Source organism: Mobilitalea sibirica, assembly GCF_015999265.1.
Lineage (GTDB): Bacteria > Bacillota > Clostridia > Lachnospirales > Lachnospiraceae > Mobilitalea > Mobilitalea sibirica.
In genome coordinates this window covers 174,936-193,039 of record NZ_JAEAGR010000004.1, presented here as the reverse complement: position 1 = coordinate 193,039, position 18,104 = coordinate 174,936, and the positions used below count along the sequence as shown (strand labels likewise).

Below are 18,104 nucleotides of genomic sequence, written 5' to 3'. Positions count from 1 at the left end.
GGAGGTATTCATCATGAATAGACATAAGATAACTTGCCGTAAACGTAATAATTGGCTTCTTTGTTTTTTATTATTAACAATCGTATTATTCATTCCATTATCTCCGGCTCCTAAGGCTGAAGCAGGTTCGAAAACCTATACTTTGAAGGCAACCGGACAGCCATACAAAAAAACTTATACGAATTACAGTACATATAACGAATATACCAGACAATATTATATGCTTCGTTCCTACTTGGAGCAATTAGAAAGGGTTGGAGGAGGTACTCTTATTTTAGATCAGGGGACTTATACAATAACCAATACCCTCTATATTCCCTCCAATGTCACAATTGTTTTAAAGGACGGAGTAAAGATTATAAAGGGATCAAAAACCGGTATAGCGAAGCTACCTCCATCAAAATCCCTGTTTCAACTAGTAGCACCCAGTAAAGCAAAAAAATCAGGTGCTGCTTCCAAATACGACGGGGAAAAGAACATTTTAATTCGGGGAGAAGGAACAGCAGTTATAGATTTAAATTATGTCAAAGACACGGTAGGTATTGTTATGGGTAATAACAAGAACATAACAATAGAAGGAGTTACCTTCCAAGAGATGTATGGCGGCAATTTTATCAAAATCGGTGCATCCATAGATGTAACCATTCAAAATAATGTATTCCGATACCATAAGAATTCTGCTGTTAAGAGTAAAGAAGCAATAGTGATTGAAACGCCTGATACAAAAACCGGAAGTTTCTCCTACTCTTGGAGTAAGAAGGACAAGACCATAAGTAAAGATATATTCATTGAGAAGAACACCTTCTATCAATTAGAGAGAGCTATAGGAAGCTCCAAATATAGCGAGGATAAATACCATAAGAAAATTATTATTACCGGTAATTCCATAGCAGAGACCGATTCTCATGCAATCCGTATTATGAATTGGGAAGAATGTGAGATAAAGAATAATACTTTTACTGATATTAAGAATAAAACTGGCTCTCTAAAAGCTGTTTTGCTTAGCGGGGTGAAAAATCCGACAATCACACAGAATGAATTTATCAATTGTGACCGTGCAATCCAGATCATGCCATGGAAGAATAATAATAAGGGAAGCAGCTATGCCGTTACTTATAACCAAATCAGTGAAGAAGATAAAGCAGCAATGCTTCTCAATACCTTGACCGATATGGGTGAATACCTGATACGCTATAATAAAACCTACAATGAGTTTTCTAAAAACACAGAAAAATGGGCAATTATTGATAATGCTGTGAAGGATTTTGTGATTGAGCCTTCATCAGAGCCATTTCAGAATTATTTTACAAATTACAGTACATATAATAAAAATACAAAACAGTATTATGTAATCAGATCCTATCTGGAGCAGTTAGAGCGGATTGGTGGCGGAACCCTAACCTTAAATGCAGGAACTTACTTAATCTGTAATGTACTTTATGTACCTTCCGATGTCACCATTAATTTTGAGGATGGAGTAATTATAAAGAAGACAGAGGAAACCGGTATTGATGAACTGGAGAGCTCCTTGTCTATCTTTCAGTTAGCGGCCCCCTCAAAATCAAAAACGGAGGGTGCCTACGGAGGATATGAAGGGGAATCTAACATTCACTTTATCGGTAAAGGAACGGTAATCATCGATCTAAACTTTATTCGTGATGCAATTGGTATCGTCCTGGGACATAACCAAAATGTGTCTATTACCGGTATAACCTTTCAGAATATGCAGAGCGGACATTTTATCGAGGTGGATGCTTCCAGTAATGTAACCATTGAAGACAACCGTTTTAAGTATCACAAACCATCAGGTACTGGTATTAAGGAAGCGATTAATATCGATACCCCTGATAAGAATACAGCTGGGTTTAATGCGGTTTGGTCCAATTATGATCGCACGCCGAATAAAGATATTGTGATAAAAGATAATTATTTTGAAGATTTGGAGAGAGCTATTGGAACCCACAAGTATTCCGAAGGAAAATACCATGAAAATGTTCAGATACTTCATAATGTTATAACCAATACTGTATCGGATGCAATCCGAATTATTAACTGGGACCGTCCGGTAATAAAAGAAAATGAAATAACCATGGTAGCGAATGGTGTAGGGAATGACCGGGCAATATTAGCAAGTGGTTTAAAAGACCCTGTGATTACGGAAAATCTATTCAGCGATGTAGCCAGACCAATACAGATTATGCCTTGGAAGAATAATGAAGAGGGCAGCCAATACGCAGTAACCTATAATGAAATCAGTTCGGATAATATCCGGCTGATGCAAAAGAATTATGTACAGCGTGTAACTGAGCCTTTTATCAGAATGAATAAAAGCTATAATGTGTTCGACTATAATACGGACCGGTATTATATAGACAGTACCTATATCCGCTGGAATTAGAATAAGAACATTATGAAGAGAAGTATTATGAAAAGAAACATTATGATAAGAGACATTATGTTAAGAAATATGATGATAAGAAAGATTATGATAAGAAAGAAACATCATGATGAAGATTGAAACATCAATAGTATGAATCCTTTATGGCGAAAATGTTTTTGCCATAGAGGATTTATATATATAAGAAGTGAAACAGTCTTAAGTTTCTCTCAATATAGGCTTAATTAAAAGTGAATTAGAAATATTAGAGATAGAAGAATGCTGTTGCAAAATAGATAGGATTAAAGTAATATAAAGACATAGGATATACCATTATATAGTAGAAAAGTGGGAGGTTATTATGAGAAATAAATTATCGAATACGTTATGGGGATTATTTTTTATTGTTATTGGAATCGGTATTGCAGGAAGAGTTATGAATTTATGGGAATTTGAAGTATTCTTCGAGGGTTGGTGGACACTTCTTATCATAATTCCTTGTTTTATTAGTATGATCCAAAGTGGATTTGGCGTAGGTTCAACGGTCGGCTTTTTAATTGGTGTATTACTGTTTTTATCTTATCGTGTGGATCTTAATTTTAGTGTTTGGCAGTTAATTGTACCTGCAATTTTAATCTACATCGGTTTAAGGTTTATATTCCAGAGCGCATTCAGAAAACCGATTCATATTGAAAAAAGTATTCATGTAGAAGGTCAGCAGTATTCATCCGGAGACAAAACAGAACACAGTACTGTTTTCTCACATCAAAGAATTCGTGTGGACAATGAGTTCAACGGAACGAGCTTAAATGCAGTGTTTGGTGCCATCACATTGGATCTTAGGGATGCAATCATCAATCATGATGTGGAAATCAATGCGTCTTGTGTCTTTGCCGGAATTGATATCTATATTCCGAGAGGGGTTCAAATTAAGACAAATAATGTACCTATCTTTGGTGGCGTAAGTAATAAATCAATGTCTTCCCATGACCCGGGTGCTCCTACGATTTATCTTAATTCAACCTGTATGTTTGGGGGGATTGATATCAAATGAGTAACCTTCAAAAAGTAATAAAATACTTTGCCATGGGATTTGCCGTGTTTTTGGCAGTCTGTATTATCTGGGGAATAACCTCGACAGCAATTGCAATTGTATCAGTAGTAACCGGAGAGACCTTCTTTGATGGAGGAAAAAATCGGGTTGATTTTAACGAGAGTTTTAAAGAGGTTGAAAGTCTGGATATCGATGGTTCCTTTGGTGATGTATATATAAAAACCGGAGAGACCTTCCGGGTAGAAGCAGAGAATGTCACGAATGATTTTAAAGCGCGGGTATCAAGTACCGGCAGGTTAATGATATCGGAGGAAAAATTTAAATTTCCTTTCTTCATTTTTAGTCAAGGTAAATCAAAGGTTACGATATATCTTCCGGAGGATTTTACGGCCGACAATGTCAAACTTGACTGTGGGGTCGGTGATGTCCAAATAGATGCGCTGTATACAGAAGAGTTAAGCATTAATGCAGGAATTGGTGATATTGACGGAACCAATGTAAAAGCCGATAAAGTAAAGATTGACGGAGGCATTGGGGATCTGAAATTATCAAATGTTATTTTTGAAGATGTTAATATCGACAGTGGCATCGGCGATGTAGAATTAATCGGTGAGTTATATGGATATAATGCTTTTGATAGTGGTATCGGAGAAATCAATATTAAAATAAAGGGTCATCCCGATGATTATGATTTTAACGTGGATTCCGGAATTGGATCCGTCAGGGTAAACGATAAGAAAATATCCGGTATCATAACCAATGTAAATTCAGAGCATACAGTGAAAGTAAACGGAGGAATAGGTGGAATAAGAATTGACTTTTTTGAATAGTCGATTTGCGACATAAAATATATTATCAATAATCACTTAGATAAACTTATAAAAAAGCGGAAAAATCTTGCATTATTGGCTAACAAATATTAAAATAGAATAGAATAAAATCGGGGACGTTAATATGGTAAGATAACGTCCCTGTTTTATGCTATAGGAAATTTTAGCGAACTTCCAATAGTATGAAATAGCCTTCCAGGCAGGACGTGCACTCGTTCGTAAGGAGTTTTACCGTTTTACCGACCGCGCCAGACGCGAGAGTTTCCCTAGCGAAACTCTATCTTGCTGACAGAAATTTTAGCTTAATATAGTCCGCCATTTACCGGCAGACATTTTCGAAAGGAAATGTAACAACATTTTCGCAAATTAAAAAAGTGTGCTGAGGGAGAAAACATGAGTAAGAAAAAACAATTTGGACTAATCTTATTCGCTTGTCTAGTTATGACCGGTTTATTTGCCGGAGTCAATCTGATGACAAGGGAAGGTAGTACTGCGAATGATAACAAACAACAGATAGAGCTGACTGAAAATGATAGCCAACAGGTGGATGTCAGTGAAGAGATAGCAGAGGAGACTAAGGTTAACTCACTTACGGATGAAACCATAGACCTGGCGAAGGAAGAGCCATGGCTTTCAGCTAATCCCAGTGATAAAGAATCTTCACTTGAGAGTACCATCGTTGATGAGAGGATCTCAGATACCGACCTGAATACACAAGAGGCTACAGGTATTATGGATGTAACACAAGATAATTCGCCTGATCATACCTCACAGAACATAGTTGAAGAGAATTCAGATAATGTTAATAATGAAGCTTCTGCATCAACTGATAACACAGTGGAGAAGGTTTCTGATGGTGTTGGCGGTGAGACTTCCAATTTATCATCAAGCGAAGAAGAAGCTAATTCTAGCGAGGACTCTGTTAAAGGGAACCAAGATATAGAAGTATCAACTAACAACAATAGTGAGGAAGTTAAGGAAGCTATTGTTGAGATTATAAAGCCGGATCTGGGATTAATCTATGATTGTTCAACTATAGATTATTTATCATACATACCGAAAGAATTGGTATATGACAGTGCAATTGAAACGGCCCTTGATATTTCTAATCCAAGTCTTAAAATTACAGCCAAAGCGGCCATTTTAATAGATGCAGATACAATGGATGTATTATATCATAAGGATGCAGTTACTCCTGTGTTTCCGGCCAGTACAGCGAAACTTCTGAATGTTCTTGTTACACTAGATTGGTGTAAACTGGATGAGGAGGTAACGGTTGGTGAAGAAGTAAAATACATTGCATCGGATTCCTCCAAGGCTTTATTGGTTCGTGGACACGTCGTTACGATTAAAAATCTTCTGGAGGGAATGCTTCTTCCTTCAGGTAACGATGCAGCTTATGTAGCTGCGGCATATGTGGGCAGGAAATCTCTAAAGAATGAGGATGCTACCGGTGAGGAAGCAATTAAGGAATTTATGAGGTTGATGAATGAAAAGGCCATTAGTCTCGGTGCAACCAACTCTTGCTTTAAAACTCCCGATGGATATGATGCAATCGGTCAATACACTACAGCATATGATATGGGGATGATTGGCATAGCTGCGGCAAAGAATGAGATCATTACCAATATCAGTAAGAAAAGTACGTCAAAGAATATATTTGCCAGCGGAGAGATGATCCGGTGGAAGAATTCGAATTCTTTAGTCAATAAAGGTAGCAGCAGATATTATCCCTATGCATTGGGATTAAAAACTGGAACGACAACAATGGCAGGAAGGTGTCTGGTTGCAGCTGCACGAAAGGGTGATAAGACGGTTGTAGCTGTTATTATGAATTCAACCTCCACCGGAAGATATCAGGATGCTACTAAATTATTAGACTTTGGATTACAATAATATATAATCTCATCTAAAAATATAGGTAATACAAATGATTAACTTAAAAATATTAATAGGAGCTGATATTTTTGGATCAACATTATGAGGATAGACCGGATAAGCTACTTAGCCGTATTGGCTTAGGATTGTTTTTAATGACATTAGCAATACTGGGATCACAGATTGCTATCGATAGTTTGATTATAAGTTTTTTTCCTGAAGTTAGTAAATCTGGCTGGTATGCATTTTCAGTTACTGGAATTATCATGTTAGGCATAGGAATTCCGGTTCTATCTGCAGTGATAAAAGGAGTTCCATCTTCAAAACGGGGAGAGGAAGTTAGATTAACCGTAAAACAGTTTTTGGGTTATTTTCTGGTGTGTACAGCGTTTATGTATATCGCTAATATTTTGGGTACTATGATAAATATGCAAATTGCATCACTATTAGGCAAAGAAACGCTGGTTAACCCACTTGAGGAGGTTATTGAAAGAAGCAATCTTTTTATTCTCTTTCTTTATGGTTCAATTATTGGGCCCATACTTGAGGAAATAATTTTTCGTAAATTACTTTTAGATAAATTAAGAAGTTTTGGAGATTTACCTGCGATTTTGCTTACAGGGTTTGCTTTTGGACTTTTTCATATGAACCTACAACAGTTTTTCTATGCAACCGTTCTAGGATTTGTATTCGCATATGTTACCATAAGGACGAATACAGTACGCTATGCTATTATATTGCACATTATGGTGAATTTCATTGGATTTATGGTGGCACCCTTTACCAATAACGAGAGTATCCTAGCAGTGTTTGGTCTCTGGGTGATCCTTGCTATTATTACAGGAATGATTTTATTTTTCCGTAAAGCAAAGGAACTGGTGTTTGAAAAGGGTGAAATAGAGGTTGAGAATAAAATCTTATACGTAATTAATGTAGGTACGGTATTATTCATAGCATTGTGTGTATTCTGGATAGGATTGATGTTGTTGGTACCTTAGGAGGGATTGATATCATATTTAGACGTGAACGAAACTCACAGGCCGATCCCTACCTAGGCATAGGATATTTTTGAGAACTTTTATAATCGTATCATAAAATAGTTCGCATCAGATCAGACATAAAAAAGCTTATGTCTGCCTGGTACGAACTATTTTTAGAGACGAGAAGTCGCTGTATTAACGGTAACGGACTGCGGTTCCGGATGCGGTTACCATCAGCATTCCGTTATTGCTTCCTAATACTTCATAATCGATGTCTACGCCCACAACTGCATCGGCACCCAAACCATAGGCTCTTTGTTCCAATTCCCTTATGGCTTGCTCTCTGGCACGTATGAGTTCTTCTTCATAAGTGCCGGATCTGCCGCCAAAGAAATTAGATAAACCGGCAGCTAGATCCTTGACGAAGTCAACACCGGAGATCACTTCACCGAATACGATTCCCAAATATTCAACAATTTCTTTTCCTTCAATGGAAGGGGTTGTTGTTACTATCATTTACTACATCCTCCGTTCTTTGATTCATTCTTTAAATGTAATTTCTATATCGCCGCTGCTTAAGGAGGCATTAATTGATCTGGCTCCATCATTATCTCTTTGCAGATGATCCTCATAGGATTGATTCTCTACTTCAATTTCTCCATAGGAGGTTTCCAAATCAAGATTATAATCCTCTTTTTTTCCTAGCAAGGATAGGGTAACATCACCATAGCTGTTACTAATATCAATTTCCATAATGTCAGATTTCGATATCTCCAGATCGCCGCTACTCAAATCCATATCGACTTCTTCTGCGGTGATCTCCTCACAGGTAATATTCCCATAAGAGTTGGTGATATTCACAGAACCGGTGTTTAAACCTTTAATCGTACAGTTTCCGCTGGACATAGTAACATCGAAACTTTCATAGGAAATATCAGAAAGAAGAAGCTCTCCCGTATTGATATTCTTAAATTTTGAATTACCGTAGGAATTCTTAAACCTTAGTTCTCCGGTATCGAAATTTTCTATATTACTGGAACCGGAAGATAATTGAAAGTCAGATTTATTTGCAGCTATATTTTTAACGGTCAAATCACCGTAAGCTACATCAACTTCTAATTTGTCTGTTATAAAACCCTCAATCTCAACATCACCGGAGGAGGTATCTAAATCAACCTGTGAAAAGACACTACCTTCCGGTACATATACCTTTATAATATTATCCAGGTTAAATCTTATGGAATAGGAATTAGGTAAGGTATCAGAATCATCAAAGAACAGTTTGCCATCCTCAATATTGTATACCGGTTCATCCTCCCAAAACAGATAATCAATTTCCACATAGTAATCATCCGATTCAATGATCTCTATTTCTCCCACACGGGTATTGATATCAATTCGAGTAATTTCTTCAACCTTGGATTTCTCCACTTCGAATTCCATGGCATCGGCTCTTCTTAGCTCATTGGAACCACCATTAAAAGCAAAGGACATATCACAGCCTGTAAAAATGAATATAGATAGCATCGTAATGGTTAATAATATAAATATCTTTTTTAAGTTACTTTTCATAAGCTCCCTCCCACAATATCTCTTTTCTTTTACCATATTATAACTGTTAGCAAGCTGATGTCAAGCAATCTAAGCCCTTATTTAGAGGTTTTAATTAACTTCTAATCTAAGTTAAATTTTTGCTTAGCATAGTTTATTAACAATGGTATATAATATGGGAAGTGGTTTATTTAGTAATATTAAAAAATTATGAATGTAGCAAATATAAAAGCGTAAGCTATGTTATAAAAAATATGATATAATACATGGAAAATCATGTATCAATCGTATATGATAAAAGGGAATCTATATGATGAAAGGAGAATTTGTATGAATAATTTTACATTTTATAGCCCAACCTACTTTGTATTTGGTAAGAATACAGAGAATGAAGCTGGTCATTATGTGAAACGATTTGGTGGAAACAAGGTGCTGATCCACTATGGCGGTGGTTCCGTAGTTCGTTCCGGACTTCTTGACAGGGTAAAGGCTTCTTTAAATAAGGAAAATATTAAGTTTGTAGAGCTGGGAGGTGTTAAGCCCAACCCTAGGAGCGGGCTGGTTTATGAAGGAATTGAATTATGCCGTAAGGAAGGCGTAGATTTTATTCTTGCAGTCGGAGGCGGTAGTGCTATCGATTCAGCGAAAGCGATCGCAGCCGGTGTGGTTTATGAAGGTGATTTCTGGGATTTCTACGAGGGAAAACCGGTAACAAAAGCACTTAAGGTTGGTACTGTGTTAACCATAGCCGCAGCCGGAAGTGAAGGCAGCGGTGATACCGTTATTACCAAGGAAGAGGGTATGTTAAAAAGAGGAGCCGGGGGAGAGGCCCTTCGGCCTGTATTTTCCATCCTTAATCCTGAACTTACCCAGACTTTGCCTGCGTATCAAACAGCTTGTGGTGCGACAGATATTATGGCCCATGTATTTGAACGATATTTTACAAATACCAAGGAAGTAGAGGTTACTGACCGTTTATGCGAAGCAGTACTTATGACAATGATTAAAGAGGTTCCCAGAGTAATAAAGGATCCGAATAATTACGAGGCAAGAGCCAATATTATGTGGGCGGGAATGGTTGCGCACAATAACCTTGTGGGAGTCGGACGGGAACAGGACTGGGCAAGCCACGGAATTGAACATGAACTATCTGCACTCTATGATGTAGCCCATGGTGCCGGTCTTGCGGTTGTTTTCCCTGCTTGGATGACTTATGTTATGAAACATGATATTAATCGCTTTGCTCAGATTGCTGTTAGAGTATGGGGATGCCAGATGAACTTTGCTAATCCTGAGGAGACAGCGAAGGAAGGTATCGAGAGATTAAAGAAATTCTTAACCTCAATCGGTATGCCGATTAATTTTGAACAACTGGGTGCGAAAGAAGAGGATATCCCTCAAATGGTTGAGAAGATGGGTCTTGGTGAGAACGGAACCATAGGAAGCTTTGTTCCGCTTAAAAATAAGGATATAGAAGCAATTTATCGTCTCGCATTGTAAAAACAACTATAACGTTAGAATTAAAGTAAAACGATTAATTACAGAATACGATATTATAAAACGGTAAGAGCGCGATCTCTTGCCGTTTTTATATAAAGATTTATATATGGTTTTATTTTTTTACTTAGAGTAGATACTAAGTTATGCAGATAATCGAATATACACAAAGGGATATCCCTATCCATGAGATTACTATAGTAATGAAAGAGATATATCACTTTTAGTTTGCTCTATTTAAAAAGTAATAGTATCGAATATTTATTATTAAATTACAGATATAATATCCAGATAGAAGGCACAATTACGAAATGTATCTACATGGTTTATATGACATATTACATGGAAATTCAACACTTCTTCCTATATGATTAGGATAGATTTAATGATTTATTTTGACTTGAAAGGAGAGCATCAATGAATAATTTTACATTCTACAGTCCGACCTATTTTGCTTTTGGAAGGAATACGGAAAAAGAAGCAGGTCACTATGTGAGACGTTTTGGAGGAAGAAAGGTATTAATCCATTACGGAGGAGGTTCTATCATTCGATCCGGACTTCTTGACCGAGTTAAGGAATCTTTAAAACAAGTGAATATAGAGTTTGCAGAACTGGGTGGCGTATTGCCGAACCCAAGAGATGGACTGGTTTATAAAGGGATTGAACTATGCCGTAAGGAAGATGTGGATTTTATTCTGGCAATTGGTGGTGGAAGTGTAATTGATTCCGCTAAGGCAATTGCGGCAGGTGTTTTATATGAAGGAGACTTCTGGGACTTTTACAACGGTAAAGGACAGATAGAGAAAGCATTGAAAGTAGGTACGGTTGTAACAATTGCAGCAGCGGGAAGTGAGGGCAGTAATAGTTCGGTCATTACGAAGGAAGAGGGTATGCTGAAAAGAGGTACAAATTCAGAATTAATACGGCCGATATTCTCAATTCTCAATCCTGAACTGACCCAAACACTCCCTCCCTATCAGACAGCCTGTGGTATAACGGATATTATGGCTCATGTATTTGAAAGGTATTTTACCAATACCAAGGAGGTGGAGATAACCGACCGCCTGAGTGAGGCAATTCTTTTGACGATGATTAAGGAAGCCCCAAGAGTTATGGAAGATCCGGATAACTACGAAGCTAGAGCCAATATTATGTGGGCGGGAATGCTGGCTCATAATAATATAGTCGGTGTGGGCAGGGATCAAGACTGGGCAAGCCATAAGATAGAACTGGAACTTTCCGGGCTCTATGATGTAGCCCATGGAGCAGGACTGGCGGTAATTATTCCTGCATGGATGACTTATGTCATGCATCATGATATTAACCATTTTGCACAGTTTGCTGTCAGGATATGGGGCTGTGAGATGAATTTTGCTAACCCGGAAGAGACGGCTAGGGAAGGTATTAAGAGATTGAAAGAGTTCTATACCTCTATCGGTATGCCCATCAATTTTGAACAACTGGGGGCGAAGGAAGAGGATATCCCTTATATGGTGGAAACCATGGGCCTTGGGGAGAATGAAACTAGAGGAAGCTTTGTTCCTCTGACTAAGAAAGACATGGAAGCGATTTATCGTCTGGCTGTATTGTAGGATAGTGTTAAAATGTTAAGACAATACTAAATTCTGTAGATGAGTTATATCATAGTTAATAGTTATCTTATCGATACTCGAATAAAAGTAATATGAAAGATGAATTAGTCGGATAGATAATAATGGCATGAGTTTTTTCAAAAGCTCATGCCATTATTATTACATTTACTGTGGATATTTACTTCTCATATATTTACTTATATAAAGCTTACTTTCGAACAATCTGATAGAAGGAGCGGTTTAACAGCATCTTATGTAATAGTTCAACTATAGTATCATTGGTATCATCCCGTAACAGAATTTCCTTTGCCAGTATAGGATTGTCAGTAATAATGCTATTTACGCCCAGGGACTTCATCCGTTCCAATTCACTTTTTGCATTGACAGTCCAAGCATGAATCTCTTTACCGGCTAGGTGAGTATTCTCCACAACAGATTTTGTAATAAAGGCGGAGCGGATGCTTAGAAAATCAATGAATTCTTTATCATAGAAATTACCGTAAGCCGCTGATAAGATATAGCCGGTTTTTATATCTGTATTTAATTGTTTGACCCTGGCAACAGTGTCATAACTCCAGGAGGATACAATACATTGGTGTTCAAAATCATACTCTTCAATCAGTGCAACCAGCTTTTGTTCTATTTCCTGCTCATGACCATGGATCTTAACATCTATATTTAGTTTAATACGACCTTTACTAAGTTCCAATGCTTCTTCCAATGTGGGAATGGGTGTACCGGCATATTCATCCCCGAACCAGGAGCCGGCATCCAAGTCCTTGATATCGTCGTAGGTCTGGGTCCAGATATACTTATTTAAACCTGTAGTACGCCATAGATTTTTATCATGTAACAAGATCAGGACACCGTCCTTGGTTTGTTGGACATCAATTTCCGCATAATCGGAGTGAGCTGCAATGGCCTGTTCAATGGCAGGCAGAGTATTCTCGGGAGCGTTAAAGGAACTACCTCTATGGGAAGCTATCTGGATACCGGATAGAGCTTCTTGAAGATGAAAGGAATCATTTCGTACGGCGATGTAAAAATTAATCAATCCTGCCGAAAGAAACATAACTAATATAGCAATCAAAAGTTGGCGGTGGCCCTTCATGGGAAGAAATGTTGTTTCCTCTTCCTGATAGTTTAGAATGGAACCGTCATAATCTCTTCCTTCTTCTTCCCGATAAGTTCGATATAAAGAAGAAATCAGGTTTAGATTGGTAATAAATGAAATCATACTAAACAATAAAGCTATATATAAATTTACCATTGGATAGTAAGAAAGAAAAATAGTGATTACCATGTTTTTCTCAACAGAGAAATAGATTAAAACAGCCATGATAAAAAGTATAATATTATAAATCAGGTAAAAACCTACGGTCAGAAATACATTATATAACAGTAAGGTGGTAGCAGTTTTCGGATGGCGTCCCATCATGAGCTGCTTGGAATGTTCCAAGCCATCAAGAAATTTTTGATTTTCATTGATACAAAAGTGCACAGTAAATAAACCCCGATAGGCTATAAAAGTGATAAACACTAAAAACAAGGTAAATAATCCGCGAAGAAATAAAACATCGGAAGCTCCATCAGTAAAGGTAATAGGAAATCTCATCTTTATAGATATCCCGATTAATAATGGTATGTTGGTAAACAGATAAATAATTAGGGCATAAAAGGGTAAGGCTATATTGCCTGTAAAAATTGATCGTAGAGTTTTAAAAAATCCGATGGCTAGATTACTAAGGATATTTGGGCCGGGGTTAATGCTTGCAATGCGACAATGGTGAATTATCGAAGACATTTTCCATAACACGAGAATTGGAACTATGATAAAGATACCCAATAAAAATAAGATTGCCGGTGGATGTGTTAAAAAGACAGGTAGATTTTTCTGAGTTACATAACTGTGCCCCCACAGTTTCATAACATACTTAAATGCAATATTAATGAGGGGTATCATGAAAACCACGAATAGTATATTGAAGGTGATTTCAAGCAAAAGAAGATTCCTGTTACGGGCTTTCATAAGCTTTCTGTATTTGATTGGAAAAAATTTCATAGAGTCACCTTCCTTTCTGATTATCATGATGCTTATTATAGTCATATATTATGTTTTATGCAAGTAGGAAGTGAATTACGATAGATATCCTATATATCCTTGATTTTTCATTCTCGTATGATAAAATTATTTTAATTCCGATATCTACCAGAGGTGATTTGGATTATGAAAGGAGTTTGCAATGTTAACTGAAATCTTAGTGAAGTTATTTATTAAAAATAAAGATCGGGTGGAGGACCAGGCAGTACGGACATCCTATGGCATACTGGCCAGTATCTTAGGAATTATTTGTAACGTCATATTATTTGGTGTAAAAATCACAGTTGGTATGATTATCAATAGTATCTCCGTTATGGCAGATGCCTTTAATAATCTATCCGATGCTGCCTCCTCGGTAATCAGCTATATAGGAGTAAAACTGGCGAGTAGGCCTGCAGATAAGGAGCATCCTTTCGGCCATGGAAGATTTGAATATATCGCTGCCCTTGCAGTAGCATTTTTAATATTGCAGGTTGGATTATCATTGTTTCAAAGCTCTTTTTCCAAGATATTAAACCCTGAAGATGTGAAATTCAATCCTATTCTGGTTGGGATACTTTGTTTATCGGTATTGATCAAGCTATGGTTGATGTTGTTCAATCGAAAGCTTGGTAACCGGATAAATTCCTCTGTGATGAAGGCAACAGCAGCAGATTCACTGGGAGATGTGATGGTAACATCGGCGACCATAGCCTCAGCCGTCCTGGCAGGAACCGTAGGTTGGCAGATTGACGGATATATGGGTGTTGTAGTATCCGTATTTGTTATGATAGCCGGTTTTCGAATAGCGAAGGAAACCCTGGAGCCATTACTTGGACAGGCGATTGATCGGGAAATATACAAAAAGATTTCTGACTTGGTGGAAAGCTATGAGGGTATTGTAGGGACCCATGATCTGATTATCCACAGTTATGGTCCGACCCATCGAATGGCTACCATCCATGCGGAGGTACCCAATGATATTGATTTTGAGAAAGCCCATGAAACCATAGATCGTATTGAGAGGGATGTACTTAAGAAACTGGATATCTTTCTAGTGATTCATATGGATCCTATTGAAGTTAATAACACTATGGTCATAACAAAACGGGAGATGGTTACTTTGATTGTAGAGAGCCTAGAACCGAAAGCAAGTATCCATGATTTTCGCATTGTGAACGGTGAACGACAGATTAATTTAATCTTTGATTTGGTAGTACCTTATTCTTATACGAAGGAACAGGAGCACCAGCTGCTTCAGACCATTGTGGAGGAAGTAAGAAAAAGAGATCCAAAACACCAGTGTATTATTACTATGGAGAATAGTTTTATTGCTGAGGAATAGCATAAAACAAAGTAAAAAAATGGATGAAAAAAAATAAAATTAGTTCTTGAAAAATGAATCCCTATGGGGTATAATATCATTCGTGGCGACTGAAAGCGCTACAAAAAAAAACAGTTGATTTGACAAGCAGAATCAATTGTTATAGATTGGGCTATCGCCAAACGGTAAGGCACTGGACTCTGACTCCAGCATCTCTAGGTTCGAATCCTAGTAGCCCAGTTGTAAAACCCTGATTATCCAATGATGATCAGGGTTTTTGCTTGCAACTGGGCTTATCCAGCTAAGAAAATGAAGTCGTAAGACTTCATTTTTTTGTGGTTATATGCTAATATACCGGCTTAAAAATGGGCTTTTACTCAGCTCATTTTTTATGTAAAATTGACTTTCCTATTAAGTAACTTTTTCAATATTTTTAGTATTAAATATATAAAACTATAGAAAAATTATATTGTTAATTAATAAATAATAGCATATAATGGAATATATTGGTATGTTGCGTGACATAATCAGGATTTAAGAATGAATTATTATTGAGATACCATTATTTCTTTCAAATCTAAAAACACGGAGAAAAACAAAATGATTCATGTAAAGCACCTTCAAAAAACATTTAATAAAAAAAATAGTAAAATGAAAGAAATCAAGGCAATTAACAAAACCACGATATCTTTTGGCGATTCGGGATTGGTTTGTATTCTTGGAGCAAGTGGATCAGGAAAGACAACACTACTGAATGTAATTAGTGGTATGGATGACTTTGATAGTGGACAGATTGTTATTGATGATTATCAGTTAGATAAATATTCACCCACAAAGTACGAATTGCTGAGAGCCAGTCATTTTGGTTTTATTTTTCAGAATTATTTGTTGCTTGAAGAGAATACGGTTGAAGATAATATTAAATTGGCTTTAAAACCATTTGAGATTTCTGAAGCCGAAATGAAAGAGCGTTGTTCCTCTGTCATGGATAAGCTTGGTATCCTGCACCTAAGAAGCAGGCTTGTCTCGCAGCTTTCCGGAGGGCAGAAACAGCGTGTTGCTATAGCTCGAGTAATTGTAAAAGGTCCGAAGATAATTGTTGCTGATGAACCGACAGGTAATCTTGATGAGGCTAATACCATAAATGTACTAAACCTCCTAAAGGAACTTTCCAAGGAGCATCTGATTTTAATGGTTACCCATGATCAAAGAGCAGCGTCCTGTTACGCTGATCGAATCATAACAATTGAGAAAGGCAATGTTATAAGTGACATAGCAAATGAGTCTACCAATTACAGTAGCTATCTTGAGGATTCTTTTATTTGCCTCGAAAATTATGAGAAACAGACCTTGAAAGGGTCGGGGATAGATTTAAGTTTTTATGGGACACCGGAGCATGAGGTACAGATGCGTATTGTATGGACCGGAAGTCGGTATTATATTGAATTACTTTCTGCAGATACTCAGGCAGTTTTGTTATCTAAAGATTCAGAATTACGTCTGGTAGAACAGATGCCGAAACCTGAAGAGGAAGAAGCGAAGGAGCTAGTAAATTATCCACCGTTAACTGTCAGCCAAAGGACGAATATCCAAAAGGTGAAGAAGCTTGCAAATAAAATGTTTGCCGGATTATCAAAACGGTATTTCTATCTGAAGTTAGTATTTATTGTGGTTACTCTTATTATTTCGGTGACAGCCTGTGTTTTTTTTACTGTTTACAGGGCAGATAAAACCACTTTTATTACAGAGGATAGTCATTATGTAACGGTTACTTTGGAGTGGGGCCAACCGAATGCGGTAGTATATATGCAGGAACAAGCATCAGAATTATTAAAGGTATTAAGAGCTAACGAATATACGATTGTTCCGGATGGAAGATATCCATTCATTATTCCTCCTCGTCTGTATCCACAGATCGAACTTTCCTTCAGTGGTAAGTATTTCACTCAGGTAAGATCCTATAGTAATGCTTTAAAGGATTATTCCATTGTTCCTTCCGAGTTGTTGGAGGAAGAAGCTATTCTATATGGGAGTAGCCCCAATAGTGCATATGATATTGTCGTAGACAAATGGCTGGCTGATCGGATTATTGAAGCAAACGATGTAGTATGGGGTACTTACCATTCCTACGATGATCTTATTGGGTGTAATGTAGCTGCCCAAGATCTTGATACACCTTTGGTTATTACAGGGATCTGTGATACCGGTGAACCCTCTGTCTATATGGACCGATATATGCTCTTATATCTGGTACAATGGACAACAAGATTTTCCTATAATGACGGTACCTTGAGAGAAGCTCTGGGACAGATCATTCATGGAAATAATGACATGAAAGAAACGTTCGAAGAGGATTATGAAGAAGTACTTAACAATTGTCTCTCTGAAGTGGGGCGTTTTTTGGTTTATACAGAGGATCCGGATGCAGTAATATCTCTGGTTAATACATTCAAAGAAGAAAGTCAATCAGAGGATATAAGAATAAAAGCTTACTCTACGGCAGCAGATCAACTTAGATCCCATGATGCTAAGTTTAAAACCATTGTAATTAATGTAGCTATATCATTTTTCTTTATCATGATATTATCCATTTTACTATTTTACTTTACGATGGGGGCTTTTTTAGAAAATAGGAAACGGGTTATTCTGATACATATTACACAGGGGATACTTAGGAAGCAGATTCTTTTTGCATATCTGTGGTCAATCCTTCAAACAGCAACCGGTGTAGTTTTGCCTACATGGATTATTTTTATATTTGGAGAAAACATTGCTTCACGACTTAACGTAATAAAAGATACGATCAATTATCCGTGGTGGGTTGCTTTCGGTGTTCTTGTACTGGTATTTTTAACAGCTTTTCTTCCTGCTGTTGTACCGGTTTTGAGAATGCTTTCAAAGAAGCCAACAGACCTAGGCACAGTAGAGTGATGGAGGTTG

At 37.2% G+C, this 18,104-nt stretch carries 12 protein-coding genes and 1 tRNA gene; 10 read left to right on the top strand and 3 right to left on the bottom strand.

Annotated features, from left to right (window positions below):
* The first annotated feature begins 13 nt into the window (after positions 1–13).
* The 5 genes from I5677_RS05975 (at position 14) to I5677_RS05955 (ending at position 7,137) form a co-directional block, all read left to right on the top strand.
* Positions 14–2,398 carry a right-handed parallel beta-helix repeat-containing protein gene (locus I5677_RS05975; RefSeq protein ID WP_197660669.1) on the top strand — a complete coding sequence of 795 codons (2,385 nt, stop codon included), beginning with the start codon at positions 14–16 and terminating at the stop codon, positions 2,396–2,398.
* A gap of 340 nt (positions 2,399–2,738) precedes the next feature.
* Positions 2,739–3,431 carry a LiaF transmembrane domain-containing protein gene (locus I5677_RS05970; protein WP_197660668.1) on the top strand — a complete coding sequence of 231 codons (693 nt, stop codon included), beginning with the start codon at positions 2,739–2,741 and terminating at the stop codon, positions 3,429–3,431.
* Complete coding sequence (locus I5677_RS05965) at positions 3,428–4,261, top strand: DUF4097 family beta strand repeat-containing protein (RefSeq protein WP_197660667.1); 834 nt, start codon at positions 3,428–3,430, stop codon at positions 4,259–4,261. The genes I5677_RS05970 and I5677_RS05965 overlap by 4 nt, the downstream gene beginning before the upstream one ends.
* A gap of 393 nt (positions 4,262–4,654) precedes the next feature.
* On the top strand, positions 4,655–6,157 hold the full coding sequence (locus I5677_RS05960) for a D-alanyl-D-alanine carboxypeptidase family protein (protein WP_197660666.1): 1,503 nt from the start codon (positions 4,655–4,657) through the stop codon (positions 6,155–6,157).
* Positions 6,158–6,228: 71 nt separating this feature from the next.
* The gene (locus tag I5677_RS05955) at positions 6,229–7,137 is read left to right on the top strand and encodes a CPBP family intramembrane glutamic endopeptidase (RefSeq protein WP_197660665.1); all 909 of its coding nucleotides are present in this window, start codon (positions 6,229–6,231) and stop codon (positions 7,135–7,137) included.
* Positions 7,138–7,314: 177 nt separating this feature from the next.
* Here the strand turns inward: I5677_RS05955 and I5677_RS05950 are convergent, their stop codons facing one another.
* Complete coding sequence (locus tag I5677_RS05950) at positions 7,315–7,635, bottom strand: putative heavy metal-binding protein (RefSeq protein ID WP_197660664.1); 321 nt, start codon at positions 7,633–7,635, stop codon at positions 7,315–7,317.
* Positions 7,636–7,659: 24 nt separating this feature from the next.
* A complete protein-coding gene (locus I5677_RS05945) occupies positions 7,660–8,691 on the bottom strand; it encodes a DUF4097 family beta strand repeat-containing protein (RefSeq protein ID WP_197660663.1) in 1,032 nt (343 codons plus the stop codon).
* A 309-nt stretch (positions 8,692–9,000) separates the two neighbouring features.
* Between I5677_RS05945 and I5677_RS05940 the strand changes: the two genes are divergently transcribed.
* Both I5677_RS05940 and I5677_RS05935 read left to right on the top strand, forming a co-directional pair.
* Positions 9,001–10,170 (top strand): iron-containing alcohol dehydrogenase, encoded by a 1,170-nt coding sequence (locus I5677_RS05940; RefSeq protein WP_197660662.1) that lies wholly within the window; start codon positions 9,001–9,003, stop codon positions 10,168–10,170.
* A 414-nt stretch (positions 10,171–10,584) separates the two neighbouring features.
* A complete protein-coding gene (locus I5677_RS05935) occupies positions 10,585–11,760 on the top strand; it encodes an iron-containing alcohol dehydrogenase (RefSeq protein WP_197660661.1) in 1,176 nt (391 codons plus the stop codon).
* Positions 11,761–11,968: 208 nt separating this feature from the next.
* On the opposite strand, the gene I5677_RS05930 is transcribed toward I5677_RS05935, so the two are convergent.
* The gene (locus I5677_RS05930; protein ID WP_197660660.1) at positions 11,969–13,822 is read right to left on the bottom strand and encodes a glycerophosphodiester phosphodiesterase; all 1,854 of its coding nucleotides are present in this window, start codon (positions 13,820–13,822) and stop codon (positions 11,969–11,971) included.
* A gap of 181 nt (positions 13,823–14,003) precedes the next feature.
* Here I5677_RS05930 and I5677_RS05925 point away from each other — a divergent pair, with 181 nt between their 5' ends.
* The 3 genes from I5677_RS05925 (at position 14,004) to I5677_RS05915 (ending at position 18,095) form a co-directional block, all read left to right on the top strand.
* On the top strand, positions 14,004–15,185 hold the full coding sequence (locus I5677_RS05925) for a cation diffusion facilitator family transporter (protein WP_197660659.1): 1,182 nt from the start codon (positions 14,004–14,006) through the stop codon (positions 15,183–15,185).
* Between the two features lie 147 nt (positions 15,186–15,332).
* Positions 15,333–15,404 (top strand) — tRNA-Gln (locus tag I5677_RS05920).
* 360 nt (positions 15,405–15,764) lie between these two features.
* The gene (locus tag I5677_RS05915) at positions 15,765–18,095 is read left to right on the top strand and encodes an ABC transporter ATP-binding protein (protein WP_197660658.1); all 2,331 of its coding nucleotides are present in this window, start codon (positions 15,765–15,767) and stop codon (positions 18,093–18,095) included.
* Positions 18,096–18,104: the final 9 nt, after the last annotated feature.